At 30.4% G+C, this 24,222-nt stretch carries 25 protein-coding genes, 1 tRNA gene and 1 riboswitch; of the genes, 21 read left to right on the top strand and 5 right to left on the bottom strand.

The features are described 5' to 3' along the window. Window positions 1–19 precede the first annotated feature (19 nt). The 11 genes from FQB35_RS00355 (at window position 20) to FQB35_RS00405 (ending at window position 8,141) form a co-directional block, all read left to right on the top strand. Entirely contained in the window at window positions 20–1,531 is a 1,512-nt protein-coding gene (locus tag FQB35_RS00355) for a M1 family metallopeptidase (protein ID WP_148808020.1), read from the top strand. 106 nt (window positions 1,532–1,637) lie between these two features. Beyond that, a tRNA-Arg gene (locus FQB35_RS00360) sits at window positions 1,638–1,714 on the top strand. A 528-nt stretch (window positions 1,715–2,242) separates the two neighbouring features. Next, window positions 2,243–2,326, top strand: a riboswitch (cyclic di-GMP riboswitch). An 83-nt stretch (window positions 2,327–2,409) separates the two neighbouring features. Beyond that, window positions 2,410–2,865 (top strand): chemotaxis protein CheW, encoded by a 456-nt coding sequence (locus FQB35_RS00365; RefSeq protein ID WP_148808021.1) that lies wholly within the window; start codon window positions 2,410–2,412, stop codon window positions 2,863–2,865. A gap of 31 nt (window positions 2,866–2,896) precedes the next feature. After that, window positions 2,897–4,303 (top strand): methyl-accepting chemotaxis protein, encoded by a 1,407-nt coding sequence (locus FQB35_RS00370; protein WP_231701826.1) that lies wholly within the window; start codon window positions 2,897–2,899, stop codon window positions 4,301–4,303. Window positions 4,304–4,365: 62 nt separating this feature from the next. Continuing rightward, window positions 4,366–6,066: a sensor domain-containing protein gene (locus FQB35_RS00375; RefSeq protein ID WP_148808022.1), complete on the top strand. Its 1,701-nt coding sequence runs from the start codon at window positions 4,366–4,368 to the stop codon at window positions 6,064–6,066. A gap of 188 nt (window positions 6,067–6,254) precedes the next feature. Next, window positions 6,255–6,479 carry a helix-turn-helix domain-containing protein gene (locus FQB35_RS00380; protein ID WP_148808023.1) on the top strand — a complete coding sequence of 75 codons (225 nt, stop codon included), beginning with the start codon at window positions 6,255–6,257 and terminating at the stop codon, window positions 6,477–6,479. Between the two features lie 30 nt (window positions 6,480–6,509). After that, entirely contained in the window at window positions 6,510–6,848 is a 339-nt protein-coding gene (locus FQB35_RS00385; RefSeq protein ID WP_168198193.1) for a helix-turn-helix domain-containing protein, read from the top strand. 218 nt (window positions 6,849–7,066) lie between these two features. Continuing rightward, window positions 7,067–7,315, top strand: coding sequence for an IS3 family transposase (locus tag FQB35_RS00390; protein WP_168198194.1), 249 nt, complete (start codon window positions 7,067–7,069; stop codon window positions 7,313–7,315). Between the two features lie 18 nt (window positions 7,316–7,333). Beyond that, the gene (locus FQB35_RS16585) at window positions 7,334–7,441 is read left to right on the top strand and encodes an IS3 family transposase (protein WP_148808026.1); all 108 of its coding nucleotides are present in this window, start codon (window positions 7,334–7,336) and stop codon (window positions 7,439–7,441) included. A gap of 139 nt (window positions 7,442–7,580) precedes the next feature. Next, window positions 7,581–7,787: a hypothetical protein gene (locus FQB35_RS00400; RefSeq protein ID WP_148808027.1), complete on the top strand. Its 207-nt coding sequence runs from the start codon at window positions 7,581–7,583 to the stop codon at window positions 7,785–7,787. 63 nt (window positions 7,788–7,850) lie between these two features. Further along, complete coding sequence (locus tag FQB35_RS00405) at window positions 7,851–8,141, top strand: hypothetical protein (RefSeq protein ID WP_207707322.1); 291 nt, start codon at window positions 7,851–7,853, stop codon at window positions 8,139–8,141. Window positions 8,142–8,418: 277 nt separating this feature from the next. On the opposite strand, the gene FQB35_RS00410 is transcribed toward FQB35_RS00405, so the two are convergent. From FQB35_RS00410 to FQB35_RS00420, 3 genes are read right to left on the bottom strand one after another with little or no spacing between them, the layout of a single operon-like run. Next, window positions 8,419–9,327, bottom strand: coding sequence for a DUF4179 domain-containing protein (locus FQB35_RS00410; RefSeq protein WP_148808028.1), 909 nt, complete (start codon window positions 9,325–9,327; stop codon window positions 8,419–8,421). After that, window positions 9,320–9,838, bottom strand: a complete 519-nt coding sequence (locus FQB35_RS00415) for a sigma-70 family RNA polymerase sigma factor (protein WP_231701827.1) — start codon at window positions 9,836–9,838, stop codon at window positions 9,320–9,322. The genes FQB35_RS00410 and FQB35_RS00415 overlap by 8 nt, the downstream gene beginning before the upstream one ends. Before the next feature lie 44 nt (window positions 9,839–9,882). Then, window positions 9,883–10,401 (bottom strand): hypothetical protein, encoded by a 519-nt coding sequence (locus tag FQB35_RS00420; protein ID WP_148808030.1) that lies wholly within the window; start codon window positions 10,399–10,401, stop codon window positions 9,883–9,885. 206 nt (window positions 10,402–10,607) lie between these two features. Between FQB35_RS00420 and FQB35_RS00425 the strand changes: the two genes are divergently transcribed. Continuing rightward, window positions 10,608–11,522, top strand: coding sequence for a protease inhibitor I42 family protein (locus FQB35_RS00425; RefSeq protein ID WP_148808031.1), 915 nt, complete (start codon window positions 10,608–10,610; stop codon window positions 11,520–11,522). An 87-nt stretch (window positions 11,523–11,609) separates the two neighbouring features. Here the strand turns inward: FQB35_RS00425 and FQB35_RS00430 are convergent, their stop codons facing one another. After that, window positions 11,610–12,767, bottom strand: a complete 1,158-nt coding sequence (locus FQB35_RS00430) for an HD-GYP domain-containing protein (protein ID WP_148808032.1) — start codon at window positions 12,765–12,767, stop codon at window positions 11,610–11,612. Window positions 12,768–13,111: 344 nt separating this feature from the next. On the opposite strand from FQB35_RS00430, the gene FQB35_RS00435 reads away from it, so the two are divergent. The 5 genes from FQB35_RS00435 (at window position 13,112) to tadA (ending at window position 19,049) form a co-directional block, all read left to right on the top strand. Further along, window positions 13,112–13,444 (top strand): hypothetical protein, encoded by a 333-nt coding sequence (locus FQB35_RS00435; RefSeq protein WP_148808033.1) that lies wholly within the window; start codon window positions 13,112–13,114, stop codon window positions 13,442–13,444. Between the two features lie 187 nt (window positions 13,445–13,631). Then, complete coding sequence (locus tag FQB35_RS00440; RefSeq protein ID WP_168198196.1) at window positions 13,632–15,629, top strand: sigma-54 interaction domain-containing protein; 1,998 nt, start codon at window positions 13,632–13,634, stop codon at window positions 15,627–15,629. 210 nt (window positions 15,630–15,839) lie between these two features. Next, window positions 15,840–17,279, top strand: a complete 1,440-nt coding sequence (gene nhaC, locus FQB35_RS00445) for a Na+/H+ antiporter NhaC (protein ID WP_148808035.1) — start codon at window positions 15,840–15,842, stop codon at window positions 17,277–17,279. Window positions 17,280–17,293: 14 nt separating this feature from the next. After that, window positions 17,294–18,436: a beta-aspartyl-peptidase gene (iadA, locus tag FQB35_RS00450; RefSeq protein WP_148808036.1), complete on the top strand. Its 1,143-nt coding sequence runs from the start codon at window positions 17,294–17,296 to the stop codon at window positions 18,434–18,436. A gap of 154 nt (window positions 18,437–18,590) precedes the next feature. Beyond that, window positions 18,591–19,049: a tRNA adenosine(34) deaminase TadA gene (gene tadA / locus FQB35_RS00455; RefSeq protein ID WP_148808037.1), complete on the top strand. Its 459-nt coding sequence runs from the start codon at window positions 18,591–18,593 to the stop codon at window positions 19,047–19,049. Between the two features lie 10 nt (window positions 19,050–19,059). On the opposite strand, the gene FQB35_RS00460 is transcribed toward tadA, so the two are convergent. Further along, window positions 19,060–19,788: a ZIP family metal transporter gene (locus FQB35_RS00460; protein WP_148808038.1), complete on the bottom strand. Its 729-nt coding sequence runs from the start codon at window positions 19,786–19,788 to the stop codon at window positions 19,060–19,062. A gap of 149 nt (window positions 19,789–19,937) precedes the next feature. Between FQB35_RS00460 and FQB35_RS00465 the strand changes: the two genes are divergently transcribed. The 4 genes from FQB35_RS00465 (at window position 19,938) to FQB35_RS00480 (ending at window position 24,222) form a co-directional block, all read left to right on the top strand. After that, the gene (locus tag FQB35_RS00465) at window positions 19,938–21,017 is read left to right on the top strand and encodes a ComEC/Rec2 family competence protein (RefSeq protein WP_408625435.1); all 1,080 of its coding nucleotides are present in this window, start codon (window positions 19,938–19,940) and stop codon (window positions 21,015–21,017) included. An 8-nt stretch (window positions 21,018–21,025) separates the two neighbouring features. Further along, a complete protein-coding gene (locus FQB35_RS00470; RefSeq protein WP_148808039.1) occupies window positions 21,026–21,238 on the top strand; it encodes a DUF3006 domain-containing protein in 213 nt (70 codons plus the stop codon). Between the two features lie 18 nt (window positions 21,239–21,256). Continuing rightward, a complete protein-coding gene (locus FQB35_RS00475) occupies window positions 21,257–23,320 on the top strand; it encodes a sigma-54 interaction domain-containing protein (RefSeq protein ID WP_231701828.1) in 2,064 nt (687 codons plus the stop codon). A 152-nt stretch (window positions 23,321–23,472) separates the two neighbouring features. Then, window positions 23,473–24,222 carry a gamma-glutamyl-gamma-aminobutyrate hydrolase family protein gene (locus FQB35_RS00480; RefSeq protein WP_148808041.1) on the top strand — a complete coding sequence of 250 codons (750 nt, stop codon included), beginning with the start codon at window positions 23,473–23,475 and terminating at the stop codon, window positions 24,220–24,222.

Genomic DNA, 24,222 nt, shown 5'->3' on the forward strand with positions numbered 1-24,222 from the left:
TGTTCTTAGGGGGTATAAAATGAGAAAAATTTTAAAAAAAGTAGGGATTATTTTACTGACAATATTACTAATCATGACAGGATGTAAAGGAAAAGAGATTAAAGATGAAAAATACAAAACATTGATAGTATCTGACTTTAATGGTGTAGATCCTGAAAAAATTAATCAGTACGATATAGACATTGTTTTTTCTCCAAAGGATGCGACAATTAAAGGAATTCAAAGGATAAACTATGTTAATAATGAAGAGACTCCTTTATCAGAAGTATATTTTCACCTATATCCAAACAGCTTTAGAAAAAAAGAAACAGCCCCTTTTCTTATGGATGATTTTGACCGTGCTTATCCAGATGGATTTAAGCCTGGATTTATAGATGTAAAAAAAGTGTGTATTGGCAATAAGCAAGTAAATTATACACTAAAAGGAAAAGGAAAAACTATTATGAAGATAGTATTACCCCACGCTATTAAGCCAAAAGATAAGATTTTGATAGAGATGGAGTATACAGTAAAAATCCCTCCTGCTAGGGAAAGATTTGGATATAAGGAAGATACATTTAACATAGGGAACTGGTATCCAGTTGTAGCAGTTTATGATAAAACAGGGTGGAACCTAGATCCATATTATCCTTTAGGAGATCCCTTCTATAGTGATGTAAGCAATTATAAGGTTTGTATTGAAACACCAAAAGATTATGTTGTTGCTGCTTCAGGAAATATCATAAAAGATGAAATTATAGATAATAATAGATTATGGCACATAGAAGCAAAATTAATGAGGGATTTTGCTTGGGTGGTGAGCAAAGATTTTGAAGTCATTGAAAAAAACGTAGAAGGTACTAAACTTAAAATGTATTTTATGAAAGATATGTATAGTAATAAAGAAATTATCAATAGGGCTGTAAATTCAGCAAAAAATGCTTTAAAGATTTTTAATCATGTATATGGAAAATATCCTTATGGTCAGTATTCTGTTGTGCAAACTAACTTTCCAAGTGGAATGGAATATCCAGGAATCGTATTTATTGATAAAAATGCATATAGTGATGAATGGTTAGATTATTTAGAAACAGTTATTGTACATGAAACTGCTCATCAGTGGTGGTATGGAATTGTTGGAAATGATGAGATTGACGAGGCTTGGTTGGATGAAGCTTTGACAGCATACTCAGAAGTGGTTTATTTTAAGGAATTACATGGAGATGAATGGGGAGAGAACTATCATAGATATATGAATGAGCAAGCTTACAAAAATGCAGTATCTTCTATAGAGAATGAAGTTATTTTAAAACCATTGAGTAAATTTGAAGGATGGGATGATTATGGGGCGTTGGTTTATAATAAGGGAGCTATGTTTGTAAATGCAATATATGAAAAATATGGTAAGAAAAAATTCTATGAGATTATGCAGAAGTATTATCAAAACTATAGATTCAAGAATGCTACAACAAAAGATTTCAAAAAAGTTTGCGAAGAGGTTACAGGTGAAGATTTAGATGTTTTCTTTGATGAGTGGTTGTTAGCACAATAATTATTGAAAATTAAAGAAAAAATTACTTGTGGTTTTATTACTTTATATAATATAGTCCCATCTTGACAAATGTAAAAAATAGGATTATCATATTAATGATAAACTTGCACCCGTAGCTCAGTAGGATAGAGCAGCGGTTTCCTAAACCGCGTGCCGGAGGTTCGAATCCTCTCGGGTGTACCAGAATTTAGCCTTGCTTTCCTTGGTTTTTCAAGGAAGGTGAGGTTTTTTGTTTTGTAGGGGATTTTTAGTTAGTTTCAGTTTGTTTCTAAAAAATCGTAGTTGTCGTCGTTAAGACGTCAAAAGGACGTTGTAGAGGGATTAGAGCGTGTTAGGAGTTGCAAGGAGAGAGGATTTGTGGATGGTGGCGAAATAGTATTTAATATAATTATAGATAAGAAAATATAAAAGTCGTATCAACATGTCTAATGCATATTATAATTATATTTATACTTACTGTTTAAATCCTTATAAAGATTTAAAAAAGAGTTAGATATTTTAAGGAGAGATACTTTATAGGCAGATAAATTTGGGATTAAATGATATTTAGGATAATCAGAGGTGAACCGTACCATAAGTAACGGCGTTTTTTTTATTTTGTGGTATACATTTTGTTTGTTAAAAAATTCGAAATAATTTGCAAAAAAATAGTAAAATTCTACAAAATATGATAGAATAGGACAAAAGAACTATATACAATTTAATATTCTATTTCAATAAAGGCAAACTTGTCGAAAGGCAAGGACGCAAAGCCAGGGGCCTAAGGGAGATTTACTATGGTAGCCGGTTGCTGAAAATAACTATAGACCCTTTTCTATTGGCTTTTATATTTGGAAAAGGGTTTTTATATTAAAAAAATAAAAGAGGGGAGTGAAAACGTGGCAGAAAAACAGTATGTAATTTTTAAGTTAGGCAGAGAAGAATATGGTATTGACATTATGAATGTGAGGGAGATAACAGAGTTCAAAGAAACAACTAAAATACCTAATGCACCAAATTTTATTGAGGGAGTTATAAACTTAAGAGGAAATGTTATTCCTGTCATCAATTTAAAAAAGAGATTTAAATTAGATGAAACTAATATTGCAAATAACAGCAGAATTATCATTGTAACAATGGATGCAAAACAAATAGGTTTTATAGTAGATGATGCATCTCAAGTAATGACATTAAATGAAGATGAGATAGAGAATCCTCCTGAAATCATTACTGGGATAGATAGAAAGTATATAGTGGGAATTGGTAAAATGGATGAAAAAATTATAATTCTATTAGATTTAGTAGCTGTGTTTTCAGATGAAGAAAAAAATCAAATTGTGAAGATGGATACTTAATAAGTGAAAATCTTATTATGGGGGGAAGCTGATGAAAGATAATATTATGAATAATAAAATTAGTAAAGCAAAAAGAAGTAATAACATATTTAAAAATATTAAAGTAACTACTTTATTATTTATCATATTAATTTTTACAGTAGCTTCTATAGGATATATAACCTATTCATCTTTAAACAATATGGGAATTTTAAATAATAACATGAATACACTTAATGAAAATTTGGAGACGTTAAATAAGATAGAAATACAAAGTATGGTTGACGAAGCTAATCGATTATATGGAAATGCAAGAAGCTTATTTATGACTTTATCTATAGGTATCATTGCAGTTATAGTAATATTGACTTTGATTTTAATGAAATTGTTAAAAGATTCAATGGCACAAATTAATAATGTACTAACTAAACTATCAGACTATGATTTTACAGTAGATTTAGAAGAAGACGGTAAGAACGAGTTTGCAGAGGTGAACCGTTCACTTGCAGAGGTTATTAAAAATATGAAGAGCGTATTGGCTGAGATAAAGGGAAATTCAGAGGAAGTCACAGGCCAATCCCAAAGCCTTGTTGCTGTATCAGAAGAAATGTCAGCATCTTCACAGGAACTTGCAACTACAATGCAGCAGGTAGCAGATGGAGCTACAAGTCAGGCACAGGATTTAACGGATATTGTGAATTCTCTATCTGAACTTACAAATAACATTGAAAATGTATATAAAGAACTTCAAACTGTAAAAAATGAAACAGAAAATGCAGAAAATAAAGCTAATATTGGTAAGAAAGAAATGGATATATTAGTTAAATCTATTGAAGAAATCAAACATGCTTTTGAATTAGTTGTAGGTAAAGTAGAGACATTAACAAGTTCAGTAAGAGAAATAAGCGGTATAACAGAAATAATATCGGCAATATCAGAACAAACAAATCTATTGGCACTTAATGCTGCTATAGAAGCAGCAAGAGCAGGAGAACACGGTATAGGATTTGCAGTAGTAGCCGAAGAAGTACGAAAACTAGCAGAAGAATCAAGGCAATCTACTGAAAAAATTGTACATTTAGTATCATCTATTACAAAAGATACTGATGAAGTAATAAGTACAGCTAAAGATGTTGAAAAATCAGTAAAAGAGCAGGCAGAATCTGTAGGAAATACAGTAAAATCCTTTGGAGATATATTGATATCTATTGAAAATATAGCACCTTTTATGCAAAAAACTTATGATGCTATGGATGAAATTGTAAAATCAAAAGATGCAGTTATGGAAAGGGTAGAACAGGTAAGTGCAGTAACAGAAGAAAACTCAGCAGCAACAGAAGAAGTAGCAGCATTTTCTGAAGAATTTACTGCATCTTCAGAAGAAGTTGCAGCAACAGTTCAAAGCTTAAGCGAAATAGCTATGAATATGATGAAAACAGTGAATCGTTTTAAAGTATAAGGACTAGAGGGTAGCAAATAAAAGTTTGCTGCCTAAAAAATTCTATGTGAGGGGACTAGGGAATGGATAACAAAATTACAAAAAAAGAAATATTATATGCTATTGCAGAACATTTCAATATACCTTTTTACGTAATAAAAGATGAAGAAATAACATATTGCAACGAAAAAGCCGTTAAATTATTAGGTTGCGAAAATAGAAATGAAATTGTTGGTAAAAAACCCTATAACTTATCCCCGTTATTTCAATGTGATAATGAAAAGTCTGAAGAAAAAGGAAGAAAAATGATAGAGATTGCAAGAGAGAAGAGGTTTCACATCTTTGAATGGATGCATGAAAAAAAAGATGGTACAAAATTTAAGGCTAAGGTTTTACTATATAACAAAAATGATGTACTAATAGCAATTATTATGGATTTAGAAAACAATACTGAAAAATATGTAAACGAAAAGATTATAGAAGAAACGGTAAATATTTTAACAAAAATTGATTTAAACACAGGAGTATATAATAAATATTATTTTAAGTATTTAATAAATGAAACAATTAGTAAGGCAAAGGTTAACAAAGAAGAATTTGCATTATTTTTCATAGATTTTGATAAATTTAAAGAAATAAACGATACAATAGGACATGAAATAGGTGATAGGATAATTGAAAAAACTGTAGAAAGAATTAATAAATTTCTTCAAAACAATTGTACTCTTGGACGGTATGGAGGAGATGAATTTGTAATATTAGCGTATCCTTTAGAAAACAAAAGAGAAGTTTACAATATAGGAAAAGAAATAATTGAAGCCTTTGAAATACCTTTTTTAATTGAAACTTATAAAATACATTTAACTGTTAGTATAGGCGTTGCAATATATCCTGAACATGGAGAAAATACATCACAGCTTTTTAAAAATGCTGATATAGCAATGTATTATTTAAAAGATAAAAATATACATAAAAGTAAAATAAAAATATTTAATAGAAAGATGGAAAAAAAAATCACAGAAAAATTTAAAATTCAAAATTTCATTATGAATGCAATGAAAGATGGAGAAATTGTTTTATACTATCAGCCTATTTTTAATATAAGAAATGGACAAATTGAAGGAGTAGAAGCTTTAATTAGATGGCACAATAATAAACTAGGCAAGGTATCTCCTGAAAAACTTATTGCAATAGCAGAAGAAACAGGATTAATCCATGAACTAGGCCAATATATTCTAGAACAAGCGTGTAAAGATATTGTTAATTGGAAAAATAAAGGACTACATATTGTTCCAGTCGCTATAAATATATCAGTTAAACAATTAGAAAACACAAAATTTAGTGAAATAGTAAAAAAAACAATTACAAAATATAGAATTGAAGAAAAATATATAGAGTTTGAAATAACAGAAAGTGTTTCTGCAGGAGATATACATACTATACAAAAAAATATTAAAGATATGAAAAATACAGGGATAAAAATATGTATGGATGATTTTGGAAAAGGTTATTCTTCTTTATCTATGCTCTTAAATTTACATGTTGATAAATTAAAGATAGACAAGGAATTTATCCAGCATATAGGAAAAGAACGAGATGAAAAAGTTATTATGACAGTTACTCAAATGGCAAATGCATTAGATCTTAAAGTTGTTGCTGAAGGAATAGAAACAAAAGAGCAAGTAGAATTTTTGAAAGAAATTGATTGTCAATGGGGACAAGGATATTTATGGGCTAAACCTATGATGAAAAGTGATTTTGAGAAAAAGTTAATTAGACTATAGAGTAGGAAATAGGCAATAGGGACGGTTAACTTTTGAAAAAAAAAATAGAAAATAGGGACGGTTAACTTTTCAACCAACTGATGAATAAATTTAACCAAATTACAAAAACTACTCCAAAAGTGATATGCTCCCCTTGAAGTGGACAGTTAAAATAAAAAAACTGTTTATTGAAGGAGGAGCATTTTCTTATGGGCAGAAAAGGTAAAATAGATTACGAACTAAAAATTAAAGCAGTTGAAGAATATTTAAATAATGTAGGATCACAAACATCAATTGCATCTAAATATGGTGTAACTAGAAACTCATTTAGACAATGGATTGTAAACTATCAATCAATGGGTAAAGAAGCATTAATGAATAAGTCTCATAATAATTTCTATTCAAAAAAAGAATTTAAAAATTACTGTTATTAAAAGCATATCTTGAGGGTGACAGTTCGATATATGACATTGCAAAAAAATTTTAAGATTCCCTCACATACAACTGTTCTTAAGTGGATTATAAAGTATAATGGTCATGAAGAGTTAAAATCATCAGGAATAGGAGAAGATAAAGTCATGGCCAACGGACGTAAAACTAATTTTAATGAAAGAATAGAAATTGTTAAACACTGCATTGAACATCAGAACAGCTATAGTAAAACTGCAGATAAATATAAAGTATCATATCATCAAGTCTATTCATGGACTAAAAAATATGAGGAATCTGGTGTTGAGGTATTAAAAGATAAACGTGGCAAACAGAAAAATGCAAATGAATTGTCAGAGATTGAAAAAGCTTAGAGCACTAAACAAACTTCTGGAAGCTCAAAAATAAAAAGGCAACAAATGGAGATTGATTTTTTAAAAAAGTTAGAAGAAATAGAAAGGAGGCGATTTTAAGCCAAGTAAGAAATGAAACCTACTATTTAGCAATTAAAGAATTACATGATATACAGTTATATCCAATTTTTACACTATGTGAAATAGCTGGTGTTCAAAGGTCATCTTATTATAAATGGTTGAATCGTAAAGAGAGTAAAAATGAGAACTTTAACAAAAAACTTATACCTTTAATTCAAGAAGCCTATGAAGAACGAGATGGTATTCTTGGCTATCGTCAAATGACAATTAAACTAAACAGAGAGAACAATTTTAGAGTAGATCATAAGAGAATTTATCGCTTAATGACTATTTTAGGCCTAAAGTCGGTATGTCGAAAGAAGTTGGATAAATCAGAAATGATTCAGAGCATGTCCCGAGTTGGATGATGTATTGACAACGGACCAATGGAAGCATTCTGGGGTATGCTGAAATCAGAGATGTACTATTTAAGAAAATTCTATACTTATGAAGAATTAAGATATGTTCCCTTAGACTTAGATTATATTTTCTAATGTAAAAGCTAGTTGGATATAGATGGGAAAAAACTTATTTATGTGTAATGTTAAAAAATTGAAATTTATGTTAATATTGAATATAATCAAATAAGGGTATAATTGTTGGAAAATGTGTGATAAAAGGGAGACTGCATAAATGAAAAAAACATCTTTTGGAGGATTTTTGATAACATTCTTTATTGTGAAAGCAATTAATTTAAGTACAGGTTTTTCTTATAATATCTTCCTTGAAAAGCTAAATCAATTTAATCTTTTTGTTGATTTAGCAATATGGATACTTGTATATGGTGTAGTAAGTTTAGCGTTGTCTAAATTTGTAAATAGACGAAAAGATATAAGTTAGAATTATTTCATAATAGTAAAATTAGACGACGCAACTTTTAAGTGAAGAAAGGAGAAGTTTTTTATGAGTCTTTTAGAAACAAAGAAATTATACAGAATTGAAATTACAGAAAGATGTTACTGTACAGTGATGTGTGGGATAGGGAATGCAATGCCATCATTTGAATCAGTTGAGAAAAATGGCAATTATGCTTCAATTCCTAATGGAATTAAAGGATGGGTGGTAGAGAAGTTTGGGAGGAAATATTTTAGACCTGATGAAAACCAAGAGGGAATAGATTTGTTTACACCTGCAAATCAACCAATTGTTCTAATTCCATATAATAAAGTAAAAGGACATTATAAAAGAATATAGCAACTGAATAATTTTCTTAAAATATGAATCAAGAGAATCTAAAGGAGGTTCGAATCTTCTCGGGTGTACCAAAAAATTGCCTCGTTTTCCTTAGGATTAAAGGAAAGAGAGGTTTTTTATATGAGAACATAAATGAAGCAAAGATAGTCTTTTGACCTAAAAAACGACAATTTTATGCATAGCTCTCAATTATAATGATTATAGCCTAAATTATAAGAAAATATGTATATATTCTTATAACTTAGGCTAATATATGACTAAATAATAATTTATTCAATTATTCTGTGTGTTCTGGTAAGTCTAAAGCATTTCGTTTTTCAATATAAAATTGAGATAGTATAGGGTATTTATCTTTTAATTCTTCTAGATTTTTTTGTGCTTCATCTATACTATTAAAATATCCTATTTCTACACAAAAATATCCTTTTCTATCTTTTAAAATTCGTGTGCCTTCAAGGTCCAAAAATGTTTCCTCTAATAAACCTAATTCTTCACCATTAATGTAGGATTTACTTCTTATAGAATAAATTTCATGTTTAGGAATTTCTTTTTTAGGACTTATTTTTACTACTATTTGCGCAGGTTCTTTATATTCCGTTACTTCATAATTAAAAGGCTTATTGAAAGTAAGAGCAAAGCGTATCATAGAATCATCTAAAGTTATTATAGGATATGCATCTTTTATAAATGAGCTTTGCTTTAAAAGTTTTAAGTCATTTTGTGCTGAAAAATGTCTAGCACCAGAGACGGAGAATATTAGCGTATAAGGATATTCTCTATAGTATATGTCAAAATGGCTAGCAGTATCATTTGAAAAATTTATAATAATATTTTCGTAGTCTTTGTACTTTTGCATAGAAATAAGGTTTACATCTGTACCATCTGTAATTATTCCACCATGACCTATGTTTTTTTCGAATTTTAATATTTTTACTAGCTTTCCTAGACCAGGAATATCACAAGTAGCAGCTGCAAAGCTTGGTATAGTATTGATACTGATGACGAATGCTATGAATACGGCAGCAATACTTCCGAACCATTTGATTTGTTTAGCTTTTCTTTTTTCTTTTTTTAGTTGTAGTTTTCCTTTAATGATACCATTATTTATATAAACATCTATTTCTTTTGGAATTTCAATTTCAAAATACTGATCCTTTAATTTTTTTAGTGTTTTTTTATTATTCATATATATCATCTTCCTTCAAATATATTTTTAAGTGCTTTAGTGCACGATAAAAATGAGTTTTTACTGTACTTATTGGAAAATCTAAAATTTTTGAAATATCTTTAAATGTAAGATCTTCAAAGCATTTCAATATCATGATGGTTTTGTAATGAGGTTCTAATTTATCTAAGGCTGTATGCAAGTCTATAAATTCTTCGATTTGATCTGTATTATCTTTTATAGCTTTATTTTCATTTAAATTTATAAATTGTTTAGATTTTTTTATATGATCTATGGCACAATTGATAGTTATTCTTATAAGCCATGTATCAAAGTATTGAGGCTTTTTAAGTTTTTGTATTGAGATAAAAGCCTTATATATAGTTTCCTGTACAATGTCTAGGGCATCGTGTTGATTTTTTGCGTAAGAATATGCTATTCTATAAAGCTTTTCTTTTCTTGCTTCTACTAAAGCTATAAAGCTTTTTTCATCTCCTTTGATAGCTTTTTCTATTATTTGATACGTATTCAATATTATACTTCCTTTCAGAACTTAGTTTTTGTATATAAAATAAATTATTGATCTTTATTGATATACATTTCTAGATATCCAAAATCTTCTAGAGAGTATATGAAACCATCTTTTTTCCATTCAGCATGATATGAAGAACATTCTCCAGATGCATATTCTCTCTTTTCTCCAAGATATTTTGAAAGGTGTTTGGCTAGTTCGTTTCGATTAGTTTCTTTGGGAAATTCTAAAATAATTCCACTAATTGTTTTATCATCGTCAGATATTAAATAACTAGCTTTAAGATTTTTATCTAATTCAAACCATTTTTCATCATATTGAACAAATGATAATTGTTTTTTACTATTATATTCAATATAATTTTCTTTTCCTATACCTTTTTCTTTCTTAAGAGCAGTGTAAGTTTTTCCTATAAAGTTAGGTACATTTTCTGGTAAAAAACTTTTCTCTGTAATTTGTTCAGATTTTTCTGTAATGTTACTTTTCTTATTTAAGTTACATCCAGTTAAAATCGTTGAGAATGCTATCAATAACATTATAGATAGAACAATAAATTTTTTCATTTATATCTCCTCCTTTTATTAAAATAATTTTTTATATATTAGACTAATTATGATGACAAAAAGTTTAGTTATTATTATTTTTTTGTTTTTGGAAATTGGGGAAAGGGATTTTCTACGAAGGCATCAAATAAATGGAACTTTTTTATAAGTAACTACGTCTATATAATATAGAAAAATATTTAAGCTGATGAGGGGAGTAGATTGTTTTGAAAAAATTTAATAAAGTCGTATTAATAACATCAATGATTACAGTTGGAGCAATGTCTATAATTGGGTCAGCTTCAGAAATTACTAAAAAAATTGAGGCATATATTAATCCAGGAATAAAAGTAACACTAGATGGAGAAAAGCAAGTTTTTATCGATGAAAATGGAAAGGTGTTACAACCAATAATACACGAAGGACGTACATATCTTCCTGTAAGAAATATAGCTGAATTAACAGGAATGAGTGTTGCTTGGGATAAAAATACTCAAACAATTATTTTAGAACATAAAGATTTAGACAAAATTATCGATAAAATTGAGTTACAAGAGAATCCCACAACAGGCTACACTTGGAAATATGATATTAAAGATAAAGATATAATTCAAGTAATTTCTGACAATTATGAACAAGATGAACTACCTGAAGGAGCAAAGAGTATAGTTGGAAAAGGTGGAATGCATACTTGGGTAATTAAAGGATTAAAAGAAGGCGTAACTACGATAAAATTTAGTAAGCAAAGAGAATGGGAAGGAGATAGTTCTATTGTTGAAACAAAAGAATTTATTGTAACAGTATTATCTGATTTACAAGTGAGAATAGAAGAAAATAAAAAGGTTTATGCAGGTGGAAATAAGTATTTTGATGAAAGAACAGGTCTTTATAAAATCACTGGGTCAGTAAAAAGTCTACAACAAGGGAAAAATGGTATTATTATTATGGTTGAAGGAGAAGGACAGTATAAACAAATTAAATTCAATGTAGGAGAAAAAACTAAAGTCATTAATATAGAAAGAAATCAATTATCACTTAATGACATAAAAGAAGGTACTAGACTTGAAGTATTTTATGGACCTAAAATGACAAGAAGTCTACCGCCAATTGCAACTGCTGAGAAAATAGTAATTACTAAATAAAGGATGTAATAGACGAACCCTTCTTTCCTCATAAAATGAGGGGAAGAAGGGTTTTTGTTTAAAAATGTTATTAACTGTCCTTATTTATTATTTATATTTACATTTACTTTCCAAAATTTTCACTAAGTCCTGATTAAGTGGCATTTCTTTCATAATTTTTAAAGCTTTCTCTGTTGTTAACCTTTTTCTATATGGTCTATCTGTTGTTAAAGCATTAAAAACATCCGAAACAGCTAAAATTTGTGAAAGAAATGGTACTTCTTCACCTTTCAAGCCTTTTGGATATCCTGATCCATCCATCATTTCATGATGATATCTAACAATATCTACAACTTCCTTTAAATTAGGAAATTGCGATACGATATCGTAACTATATTCTGGATGTTTTTTTATTAATGAAAATTCTTCATTAGTTAGTTTTCCTGGTTTATTTAAAATATGTTCAGATATACCTATTTTACCAATATCATGAAGAAGTGCAGCTTTATAAAGTTTTTTTATCTGTTTTCTTGGTATTTTTAATTCTTTAGCAATTTTCAAGGCAATATCTGCGACCTCTCTAGAATGTTGTGCAGTGTAGTCATCTTTTTGAGAAAGAATTTTTATAATAGCTTGTAGTCCTTCTACTTCATAATGGTTTTTTATAAAAACTTTACGTAGCAGTTGGTGAATATAAATTGATAATAGGCCAATACTTAATGCACTTATAAAATGAAAAAATTTCAATTTTGGTTTTGTATAAATAAATTTTATTTTATTTATATCTTTATCATTAGAAATAACCATATTAAAATCTTTTTCAAATCCAAGTTGATTGAGAATTTTATTTGTATCTACTGAAACATTTACGACCTTATCTTTTATATAAAATTTACCATCACTATCAAAAATCCCAAAAATAAACGATAAATCTTCATTATTTGTTGAAATCAAATATTCAAATTCTCCATTAAAGTCTTTTTCAATAATTTTGGCATCTAAAACAAAATGAAATCTTGATTTAGCATCTTTAAATTCTTTATTTAAAAACTTGTGATTATTTTCTAATATAGCTTGATACACTTTGTCCCAAACAAAATATCCTTGACTAATTCCTTGCGCTAAAGTTTCTATATAAGAAGAAAAAACTTTTTCAGCTAAAAGTTCCTTTTCTAAAGCTCTACTTTTATTCAATTCATAAAATCCTATTAAAGATGATATAAAAAACAACATAAAAAGAAAAATATGTATAAACTTTCTATTCATTAAATTTGGTTCCCCCTAGTGCTTCAATAGTTTATATTAATTATATCAAATTTTAGGGGTAAAGACGCTTAAACTTTTATCTATGGAAAAGGCAATAAAAAACTTAACCGTCCCCTTTTTAAGAGATTTATCATAATATATAAAAAAAGGATATAAGAGTTTGATAAAGACGAATTTTTAAAGTTAGACGAGCTATATTCTTATGGGATGAAAAAGGAGGAATTTTATTGAGCCTTTCAGAAAATGCAAAACATGATCTATTACTAGTAATTATTTCAATGTTATTTATTCTTTTGGTTACAGGGTGTGCGTAAAATATTTATGTAAAAAAGGAGGAGGAGTCAGTGGCTTCAAAAGACCCAATGGAATTACTTTTAAAAAAAATAATGGAACAGCTTGGAGTAAAAGAAGAATACGAAAATATAAACAAAGTAAGCAAAAATAAAGATTGTTGTAAAACAAATTTAACACCAGCGCAAATACTAGTAATTGCAGCATTACTAGGAGGAGTTTTAGAAGTGGATTCTATCAGAATAGATAAAGAACAAGAAGTAGCTATTTTTCTAACAGGGTCACTCAAAAGGCCAAAAGCAAAGACACAATTAGAACAAATTATGGATCAAATAGGGTGCTTGCCTTTTGACCAAGTAATGAAAGGTCTATTAGGAAGATATTGATAAAATTTTTAAATAAAAAACCTCCTTCTTAAAATTTTATATTTTATAATTCCTTTATAAAGAGTTTGAACTCAAATTGTGGACAAGGCTTATAAAAGAGATGTTTCTTATTGCAACGTTGCTTTTGTACCCGCTTGAGAGTATTATTTTATTGTAGGTTTATATAATGAAATTACGGAGGATTTTTATGAAGAAGCTTATAATAGTTAGCATGGGAAAAACTACAGGGGATAGTATAGGGCATCAGATCAAAAGTCTTATAGGTCGATATGTTACTATAGAGAAAGTCCCAATATACAAGGTACAAGAAGTGGATATAGCTTGTAGTCTAGTACTTTTTACTAGTGATGTAGTTGCGAGGATGTCTTTAAAATATATAAAAGAAAATATTCCTTTTTTGATTGCAAGGAGAATCATAAATCATAATAATATTGAAAAGGTAATTTCCCTCCCGGTGGGGACAGAAGTACTTCTTGTAAATGATAGTGAAAGTTCTGCTTTAGAAGCTATAACACAACTTATAGAAATAGGCCTTGATCATATAAAATACTATCCATACTATCCAGGGTGCAGTTTGTATCCCATGATTGAAACTGCAATAACACCGGGAGAGGTTCCTATTGTGCCTAATTTTGCAAACTATGTAATAGATATAGGAACAAGAATACTTGATATAAGAACCATTCACGAAATTATTGCAAAACTTGATATAAGAGAAATGTTACAGGAAAGTCTTACGACAAGCTACATTAAAGATATTGTTAAAATTTCAAGATCCATAGATGAAAGCAGAAAGATTGCTAAAGAATCTGAAAAGCTTCTTGAAGCAATTTTTAATAGTGTTGAGTTTGGAATAGCTTATGTTGATAGATTAGGAAGAATTATAAGGGCAAATTCCAAATTTGAGTTGATTATAGGAAAAAGCATAAAGGATATGATTAAGAAAAAACTTGTTGAGTTTATACATGACATAGAGAGTTTATTAGAGGATAAAAAATCTTTGATTACGGAGTTAGAAGGAAGAGAAGTTTTAGTAGATATGGAACAAGTTCGTTTTGATGAAGATTTAGGATACCTTGTAACACTAGATTATACAGATAAGATCCTAAAACGTGACTATAAGGTTAGAAGAAATTATCAAAAGAAGATAAAGAAGAAACTTTACACTTTTAAAGATTATTTATCCGTAAATAGTGAAGTAAAGGAAATGCTCAAAAGGGCAGAAATGTTTTCAAAAACGGATACCACGATACTGATTCAAGGAGAAAACGGAACAGGGAAGGAAATCATCGCACAGGCAGTCCATATGAATTCCCACAGAAGAAAAAATGCATTTATTCCTGTAAATATTGCAGCAATAGCCCCAAGTCTTCTTGAAAGTGAGCTTTTTGGATATGAGGAAGGAGCGTTTACTGGTGCACGAAAGGGAGGAAAGCCAGGGCTTTTTGAGATAGCAAATGGAGGAACTTTATTTATAGATGAAATAGGAGATGCACCTATGGATTTTCAAGTGAAGCTTTTGAGAGTTTTGCAGGAAAAAACCATAAGAAGAGTTGGAGCTCTTGATGAAATACCAATTGATGTAAGAATCATAGCAGCTACAAATAAGAATCTGCTAAAACTCATGGAGGAAGGAAAGTTTCGTGAAGATCTTTTCTTTAGACTCAATATTCTACCCATTAAGACCATCCCTCTAAGAAGGAGAAAAGAGGATATAAAACATCTTTTCATATACTTTATAAACATGTACTTTAAAAACGTGAAAATAGAGACTTTTGAAGACATATTTGAAGATGAAGTGTGGGAATTTTTTAAAAATTATAGATGGAGAGGGAATATAAGGGAGCTTATCAATGTAGTAGAATATCTATCATCTATATATGAAGGTAAGAAATTTAGATTATCTTCACTTCCTTATTATATGTTAGAGGATGGATTTGAGAGTAAAAGAGAGATTCTTGATATGCATGAGCTGTGGATCCTTCGAGAGATTGAAAATAACAGTGGGATTGGAAGAACTACTTTGGCACAGCTTGCAAATAAACAGAATATTTATCTTGGCGAGGGGAAAATCAGAGGGATAATTAAAAAATTAAAGGAAAGAAAACTTATTGATGATAAAGAAGGAAAGAGAGGATGTAGTATTACGAAAAAGGGGATAAAGGCTTTAGAAAATTATAAATAGATGGATAAAATTATCCATATAATGGACAAAAAAAGCCCAAAATGTATTTTGGGTGATTCTTTTTTTGTATTAGAATCAAAACATAACAGTAGAATTTTTCTGAAAATTTCATTAGTTAAAGTTTAAAAAAGTAATATTTTATGTTAATTCTTTCAATATGGCATGGAAATTGCATATATGTATTTTAAATTATTTAAAGGAGGAATTTAAATGGGTTTGAAGGAAAATCAAAAGAAAATGCCGACAGTCATTCAAGCAATTATTCCTATTGTTTTTATGATTGTATCATTAGCTGTGGGTTATGGGTATTTTAAGCTAAGAACGGAACCACTTCTTGTTCTTTCGGCATTTGTTGCGGGGATTATTGCCATGAGATTAGGGTATACATGGAATGAAATGCAGGAAGCAATTACTGAAAAAATTGCAAAGGCTCTTCCTGCAACGCTAATTCTATGGAGTGTTGGGTTTCTTATTGGATCATGGATGTTTTCTGGAACAGTGCCTATGATTATTTATTATGGTGTGCAAATTGTTAATCCAAAGTTTCTTTTAGTTACAGCTTTTATTATTACTGCCGTTGTGTCTACTGTTACAGGTACTTCGTGGGGATCTGCAGGAACAATTGGTGTTGCACTTATGGGTATAGCAGGAGGCCTTGGGGTTTCACTTCCAGCAACAGCTGGAGCTGTAGTTGCAGGGGCATACTTTGGAGATAAGATATCTCCTCTTTCTGATACTACAAACCTTGCGCCTATAGCTGCAGGAAGTGAACTTTATGAGCATATAAAGCATATGTTATATACTACAATACCAGCAATGATTGTATCGTTAATTGTATATTTTTTTGTTGGAGCAGGGGCTTCAGGAAATGTAAATACACCAGAAACTGTGAATGTAATGCTTGAGCAGCTGGATGCTATGTTTCATTGGAATTTTATTCTTTTATTACCTGTATTAATTATCATAATAGGATCCCTTAAGAAATGGCCTACAATACCAACAATGCTTGGAACAAGTTTGTTTGCAGTATGTCTTGGAGTTTTTGTTCAGGGATTTACTTTTAAAGATGGATTTACAGCCTTGGTAAAGGGTTTTAATGTATCTATGACAGGATATGAAGGAGAAGTTATATGGGAAGTTACAAGACTTATAAATAGAGGAGGAGTAGTTTCTGTTACGGGTACTACGGTACTTATTTTCTGTGCCATGGGATTTGCAGGAATTGTGAGCAGATCTAAAATGCTTGATGTAGTGCTTGAATTGATTATGTCTAAGGTTAAGTCAACATCAGGGATAATTATTTCAACGATTGCATCATGTTTTACAGTAGCGTTTGTAACAGGAAGCTCATATCTTTCAATATTGATTCCTGGAGAGCTTTTTAAGGATGTATATGTACAAAAGGGATTGCATCCAAAGAACCTTTCAAGAACCCTAGAAGATTCTGGAACAGTTTTGGTTCCTCTTATACCATGGTCAGCTGCAGGCGCATATATGACATCAACCCTTGGGGTTTCAACTCTAGAATATCTTCCATGGGCTGTTCTTAACTATATGGGGATAGTATTCGCTATTATACTTGCTATTACTGGTTTCGGAATAGCACGTATTGATTATAAGGAAGGAAATGAGCAAAAAATTATAAGTTAAAGGGGTAGGATGACATGATTTTGGTAAAAAATATAGAAGTTTATGGACCAGAATATTTAGGGAGAAAAGATATCCTTATAAGTGGAGAAAAAATAGCCCTTATTGAAGATAAAATAGAAATTTCAAGCAGCAGAATAAAGACGATTGATGGAAAAGATAAAAAAATGGTTCCCGGTTTTATAGATCAGCATGTACATATTACAGGAGGTGGAGGAGAAGGAAGCTTTAGAACAAGAGTGCCGGAAATAACTCTTTCAAAGCTTACAAAAGCAGGAATTACAACGGTAGTGGGGCTTTTAGGAACAGATGCTACTACAAGAAGTGTTGAAAATCTTGTAGCAAAAGCGAAGGCTCTTAAAGAAGAAGGGATATCTGTTTATGTTCATACAGGATCTTATGAATATCCAAGCAAAACGCTTACAGATTCTGTTAAAAAAGATATTGCATTTATAGAAGAAGTAATTGGAGCGAAGATAGCTATTTCAGATCATAGATCATCAAGTATTAGCAATGAGGAACTAGCAAGGCTTGCTTCTGATGTAAGAGTAGCTGGAATGATATCTGGAAAAGCAGGCATTCTTGTGGTTCATATGGGAAATGGAGAAAAGGGATTGCAACCTATAAATGAAGTTCTTAAAAATACGGATATTCCGATTAGAACTATAAGGCCTACTCATATAAATAGAAAAAAAGAACTTCTTTTAGAAGGGTTTGAATATGCTAAAAGGGGAGGAATCATCGACCTTACTTGTGGAATATATGAACATTTAAGTCCAGGAAATGTGATAAAGATGGCTGAGGAAGAAGGTGTCCCCCTTGAAAATATTACCATAAGCTCTGATGGGTATGGAAGTTGGTCAAAATATGATGCTTTAGGGAATATCACTGCAATAGGAGCTTCTGATGTGGATAGTATATACAATGAGTTTAAAACGATGGTTCAAAAGCTTGGGTTTGATCTTGAAAAGGCACTGAAGTTTTTGACATCAAATGTATCAAAAGTCTTAAATCTTTATCCTAAGAAAGGAACGATCAAGGAAGATTCAGATGCAGATGTGCTTATACTTGATGAAAGCCTACAGATTCAAACTGTTATAGCAAAGGGAAAATTGATGATTGATAAAGGAGAAATATGTGTCAAAGGAACATATGAATAAAAAATTGTGCACTCTTTTAGAATGAAAGAGTGCACAATTTTTATGGATATGAAAAGTTTCTAGGAGAAAAAATAGAAGATATATTCTTGTTGATTCAATTTTTTTATGCTATGCTCGAAGTTAGAAAATTAAGATGCAAAATAGGAGGAAAACTATGGAACAAACTTATATGAAGGAGGCCCTTATAGAAGCGCAAAAAGCAATGCAACTAGAAGAAGTGCCTATTGGGGCAGTAATTGTAAAGAATGGAGAAATAATTGCAAGGGCTCATAATTTAAGAGAAACTGAAAAAGATCCCACTGCTCATGCAGAAATTTTAGCGATTCGTAAAGCCTCTCAAGTATTAGGAGGATGGAGGTTAATGGGATGTGATTTGTATGTTACGGTAGAGCCTTGTCCTATGTGTGCAGGAGCTATTATGCTAGCAAGAATTGACAGACTTATAATAGGAACTATGGATCCAAAAGGCGGTGCTGCAGGATCAATTCTTAATATACCTGAAAATGATAAATTTAATCATAAAACAGAGGTTGTAAGGGGGATTTTACAAGAGGAATGCTCTGCTATTATGAAGGAATTTTTTAAATTGCTGAGAAGTAAGAAAAAGTCTTAAAAAAGATATATTATTCCATATTTGTAAGAATTAAAGATATTAATAGTCCGAGTGCTGCTATAAGACCAACTATAGGACCTCCTTCTTCATATGCTTCTGGCATCATGGTTGATGAAACCATTGCAACAATTCCACCTGCAGCAAATGCTTGAATAGCAGCAATGAATTCATTAGACGCATCTTGTAAAAAGACAAAACCTGCTAAAGAGCTGCATAATGAAAGAATTAAAACAGCTAACCATAAAGAAAGGATTTTATAGTTTGAGTAGCCATCTTTCTTTAGTCCAATACTGCTTGATAAACCTTCTGGTAAGTTGCTTATGAATATAGCAATAACTAAAAGCCAGCTCACGCTTTGGCTTTCAATTAGACTAATTCCAATAATCATTGATTCAGGTATGGCATCCATTAAGGTTCCAATAAAAATTGCCAATCCTGAATGTCCTTTAGGATTTTCAGATGACCGTTTTCGTTTATTTCCACCTTTGTGTGCAATCATTAAATCAAAAATTGTAAATAGTGTGGCTCCAGCAACGAAACCAATTATTATAGTAAGGATGCTTCCATCTTTAATAGATTCACTAAGAAGTTCAAAAGAAGCGGCACCCATTAATACTCCAGTACCGAAGGCCATAATAAGGCCTATAATATTTTTCTTTATATTAAAATATATTCCTATGCAGGATCCGATAAATACTGCAGATCCAGCAAGGCCTCCCCAAAATGCTGCTTTCCACATATGATGATTTTCCCCCTCCTTATTATTAAGGTTTAAAAATATGATTGATTTTTCATTTAGTATTCCACTTTATATTTTTTTAATTCTTTTGAAAGATACGACAAAATAAAATTATGAATGATATAATAAATACATTGTGAAGGAATGGAGTGAGAAAATTGAATAAAAAAGCTTTGAAAACTTATTTTTTTATTTTTGTAATGCTATTATCTTTTTTTGTATTTTTGACAGCTTGTTCAAAAAATAAAACTGTAGAAACAATGAGTAATGTTAGAAATGATTTGGAAGTTCATTTTATGGATGTAGGACAAGCAGATGCTATATTTATTAAAAAAGGACAAAATACAATGCTTATTGATGCAGGGAATAATGAAGATGCTGACTGGGTAGTAAATTATTTAAAGAATCAAGGAATTAAAAAAATAGATTATGTAATTGGAACACATCCGCATGAGGACCATATAGGAGGATTAGATGCAGTTATTAATTCTTTTGACATAGGAAAAGTATATATGCCTAAGGTTACCCATACGAGTAAAACCTTCAAAGATGTAATCCATGCAGTAAAAAATAAAGGACTTAAGATTTCTAATCCAGTGGTAGGGAGTAAAATAGCATTAGGAGATGCAAAAGGGGTAATCCTTGCGCCAAATAGCGACAAATATAAAGATTATAATAATTATTCTATTGTTTTAAAACTTACATACGGTAATACATCATTTTTATTTACTGGAGATGCAGAAGGCCTTTCAGAAAAGGAAATGATAGATAAAGGACTAAATTTATCAGCAGATGTGTTAAAAGTGGGACATCATGGAAGTAATTCTTCCACCACACTGTCATTTTTAAACAAAGTAAATCCAGAATATGCTGTGATCATGACAGGGACGGATAATGATTATGGGCATCCTCATAAAGAAACAATGGATAAATTGAAAAATAAAGGAATCATTGTATATAGAACAGATCAAAATGGAACGATTGTTGCTATTAGTGATGGAGAACATATAAAATTTAATACTAATCCAGGGAATTATCGAATCGGAAGAAAATCTAATACATATGTTGATGAATATGGAAAAGGGATGATAAAAGGGAATATAAATAGTAAAGGAGAAAGAATTTATCATATGCCTGATGGAGCTTATTATAACAAAGTGAAAGCAGAAATTTGGTTCAAAACGGAAAAAGAAGCAAAAGAAGCAGGATTTAGAAAATCAAAAAAGTAGGTGATGGTATGCGTGTAATCATAGACCGGTTTGAAGGAGACTATGCTTTGTGTGAAAAGGAAGACAAAAAAATAATTCATATTAAAAGAGAAAAAATTCCTACCTATGCAAGGGAAGGAGATGCATTGTGGATAGATAAAGATAAAGTTATCGTTGATGAATATGAAACGAAAAAAAGAAAAAGAGAAATAGAGGAAATGATTGAAGATTTGTGGGAGTAGATAAGAGGGGGGATAGGTTTGAACAAAAAGAAGATTGGTGTAGCTACCCTTTATACAAATGCTGCAGAATTTTATTGTAAACAAATAGAAAGTTTATTTTCAGATTATGTTACGGTAGAAAAATATTGTTTTGACGATAGAAGTATTGAAAAAGGAATACAATGTGATTTGGTAGTGATTCTTTCTTATACTATTTTTGATGCTGTAAAAAAGTATATTCAAAACGATAGTGAAATTATTATTATGAATCGATCACTATCGAATATAGGATTTGAAAAAATTAAATCTCTTCCGGAAGGAACAAAAGCTATGCTTGTGAATGTAAGTGCTGAAATGGCCATAGAAACCATTTCTTTAATTTATCAATTAGGCTTAAGACATATAGCACTTACTCCTGTATATCCTGAAATAAAAGAATTGCCAGATATGGATATTGCTATTACACCAGGGGAAGAAAAATATGTTCCGAATACAGTAAAAAAAGTAATTAATATAGGAGATAGAGTTTTAGATATGAGTTGTATTACGGATATTGCCGTAAAATTAGGCTTAGATCATATGCTTATAACACAAAAATTTAGGGATTATTTTAAAAGCATTGTACCCGTGAGCTTTGGCCTAGAAAAGATATTGGGAAATTCAAATCGATTGGAAAGTTATTTAGATGTTTTGTTGCAGATATTAGACGAAGGAATCATAGGGGTCAATGCAAAAGGTATGATTTATTCATATAATGAAAGCGCAGAAAATATTATGTCTTTTCGACGAGAAAAAGTTATTGGAAGTTATGCTGTGGATTTGTTTCCACAGATTCCTTTTGATACGGTTTTAAGCAGTTTTCAATCAGAGAAAGAGAAAATTATAAAAATCAATGGATATGATGTTGTTGTTACGGTTCATCCTATTGTGCATTTGAATACGTTATATGGTGCAGTTGCTATAGTGAGAAAATTTAGTGATATAGAAAAAAAGCAGCATAAATTAAGAGCACAATTGATTCATAAAGGGCATCGAGCAAAATATCAATTTAAAGATATATTAGGGAATAGCAAATCAATCCATAAGTGCAAAAATATTGCAATGAGAATGGCAAAATCAGATTCTTCTGTATTGATTATGGGTGAGAGTGGTACAGGTAAGGAACTGTTTGCACAAGCTATACATAATTATTCTAGGAGAAAAAATTATCAATTTGTAGCGATAAATTGTGCAGCTTTACCAGAAAACTTACTTGAAAGTGAATTGTTTGGATATGAAGAAGGTGCTTTTACAGGTGCTAAAAAGGGAGGAAAGATAGGTCTTTTTGAATTAGCACATATGGGAACATTATTTTTAGATGAGATTGGAGAACTTTCTATTAATTTGCAAGCACGTCTTTTGAGGGTATTGCAAGAAAGGGCAGTTATGAGAATCGGTGGAGATCGGTTAATTAATGTGGATGTAAGAATCATATCTGCAACCAATCGAGATTTAAAGAAGCTGGTAAAAGAAGGACTGTTTAGACAGGATTTATATTTTCGATTAAATGTTTTACCTCTTAGGATTCCTCCTTTGAGAGAGAGAAAAGAAGATATATTGCCACTTATTATACAAATGAAAAAGCAATTTCATGGGAACTTTGAACTTACGCCAAAAGCTGTAGAAAAATTTTTACAGCATAATTGGGAAGGAAACGTAAGAGAGTTGAGTAATTATATAGAGTATCTTGCACATCTTGGAGAAAAAGAGATTGATGATATGAAACTGCCATTTGGGGATGAAGAAGCTTTTGAGGACGTTTTTTTAGATGATGATGAAAAACAAATAATAGAAAGATTTCGAATAAAGTTTTTAAATCAGATGGATACATATATATTTGTTCTTAAAGAATTAGAAAATGGCTACAGGGATAGAAAAAGACTTGGAAGAAGAAGCATCTATCAGATTGCTAGTCAAAAAGGGTTATTTCTTAGTGAACAAGAGATTCGAAGAATTTTGATTGACTTAGAAAGTTATAATATGGTAGAGATCTTTAAAGGTAGAGGAGGAACCAAAATAACTGATTTTGGAAAACGTGTATTAAAATATTTAACAATGGGTTAAAAGGGATAAAAAGTAGACCTTTTAACCCATTGTTTTTAAAAAAATTTACAAGATTGTGATAAATGCAAAATTATAGGCAATGTATATATTGGCATATAAATTGCTTATAAAGTAATTGCACGTGCAAGAAGACAAAGGAAGGGTGACAGAAAATGAGACCAATGATTGGGATCACGACTTATTATGTAAAGAATCATGAAGGACATAAAAACAAACCAAGAGGAATGGCTGGCCAAGACATGTTGATGTCAACGATGGATTATTCAAGATGTATACAAAAGGCAGATGGAATTCCCTTAACAATTCCTGTTATTGATGCTGAATGGTATATGGATGAATTGGTAGATCGATTAGATGGATTTTTATTTACAGGGGGACCAGATATATATCCAATACATTATCATCAACCGCTAAAAACAGGGGTTGGGAGAATTGTGCCTGAGCGAGATGCTTTTGAATTGAAGTTAATGAAAAAGGTTTTAGAAAAAGATAAGCCAATTTTAGGAATATGCAGAGGATTTCAATTGATTAATGTTTATTTTGGAGGGACATTATATCAGGATCTTTATACGGAAAAAATTACAAGCATGAAACATGTTGGAGATGTACTGCCAAAATATTATCCAGCCCATAAAGTAAGGCTTAAGGAAAATAGTAAGGTTTTTGAGGCGTTTGATAAAAATGAAATATTTGTAAACAGTTTTCATCATCAGGCTGTTGAAAAAATTGGCGAAGGGCTTATAGAGACTGGGTGGTCTGAAGATGGTATTGTAGAGGGATTAGAGCATAAAAATTATTCATTTGTTGTTGGGGTGCAATGGCATCCAGAAATGATGGCTGAAATATATGATGAACAATTAAGTATATTTAAGTTATTTATAAATGCAATAAAAAACAAATAA

Origin of the sequence: Crassaminicella thermophila, from assembly GCF_008152325.1 — a bacterium.
Lineage (GTDB): Bacteria > Bacillota > Clostridia > Peptostreptococcales > Thermotaleaceae > Crassaminicella_A > Crassaminicella_A thermophila.

What these genes read in the sequence shown, in the direction of transcription:
- FQB35_RS00380 (WP_148808023.1), top strand. Translation starts at nt 6,255, where the DNA reads ATGGGCAGAAAAGGTAAAATAGATTACGAACTAAAAATTAAAGCAGTT.
- tadA (WP_148808037.1), top strand. Translation starts at nt 18,591, where the DNA reads ATGGAACAAACTTATATGAAGGAGGCCCTTATAGAAGCGCAAAAAGCA.
- nhaC (WP_148808035.1), top strand. Translation starts at nt 15,840, where the DNA reads ATGGGTTTGAAGGAAAATCAAAAGAAAATGCCGACAGTCATTCAAGCA.
- FQB35_RS00410 (WP_148808028.1), bottom strand. Translation starts at nt 9,327, where the DNA reads ATGAATAATAAAAAAACACTAAAAAAATTAAAGGATCAGTATTTTGAA.
- FQB35_RS00470 (WP_148808039.1), top strand. Translation starts at nt 21,026, where the DNA reads ATGCGTGTAATCATAGACCGGTTTGAAGGAGACTATGCTTTGTGTGAA.
- iadA (WP_148808036.1), top strand. Translation starts at nt 17,294, where the DNA reads ATGATTTTGGTAAAAAATATAGAAGTTTATGGACCAGAATATTTAGGG.
- FQB35_RS00370 (WP_231701826.1), top strand. Translation starts at nt 2,897, where the DNA reads ATGAAAGATAATATTATGAATAATAAAATTAGTAAAGCAAAAAGAAGT.
- FQB35_RS00400 (WP_148808027.1), top strand. Translation starts at nt 7,581, where the DNA reads ATGAAAAAAACATCTTTTGGAGGATTTTTGATAACATTCTTTATTGTG.
- FQB35_RS00440 (WP_168198196.1), top strand. Translation starts at nt 13,632, where the DNA reads ATGAAGAAGCTTATAATAGTTAGCATGGGAAAAACTACAGGGGATAGT.
- FQB35_RS00480 (WP_148808041.1), top strand. Translation starts at nt 23,473, where the DNA reads ATGAGACCAATGATTGGGATCACGACTTATTATGTAAAGAATCATGAA.
- FQB35_RS00385 (WP_168198193.1), top strand. Translation starts at nt 6,510, where the DNA reads ATGACATTGCAAAAAAATTTTAAGATTCCCTCACATACAACTGTTCTT.
- FQB35_RS00420 (WP_148808030.1), bottom strand. Translation starts at nt 10,401, where the DNA reads ATGAAAAAATTTATTGTTCTATCTATAATGTTATTGATAGCATTCTCA.
- FQB35_RS00405 (WP_207707322.1), top strand. Translation starts at nt 7,851, where the DNA reads ATGAGTCTTTTAGAAACAAAGAAATTATACAGAATTGAAATTACAGAA.
- FQB35_RS00460 (WP_148808038.1), bottom strand. Translation starts at nt 19,788, where the DNA reads ATGTGGAAAGCAGCATTTTGGGGAGGCCTTGCTGGATCTGCAGTATTT.
- FQB35_RS00355 (WP_148808020.1), top strand. Translation starts at nt 20, where the DNA reads ATGAGAAAAATTTTAAAAAAAGTAGGGATTATTTTACTGACAATATTA.
- FQB35_RS00375 (WP_148808022.1), top strand. Translation starts at nt 4,366, where the DNA reads ATGGATAACAAAATTACAAAAAAAGAAATATTATATGCTATTGCAGAA.
- FQB35_RS16585 (WP_148808026.1), top strand. Translation starts at nt 7,334, where the DNA reads ATGGAAGCATTCTGGGGTATGCTGAAATCAGAGATGTACTATTTAAGA.
- FQB35_RS00430 (WP_148808032.1), bottom strand. Translation starts at nt 12,767, where the DNA reads ATGAATAGAAAGTTTATACATATTTTTCTTTTTATGTTGTTTTTTATA.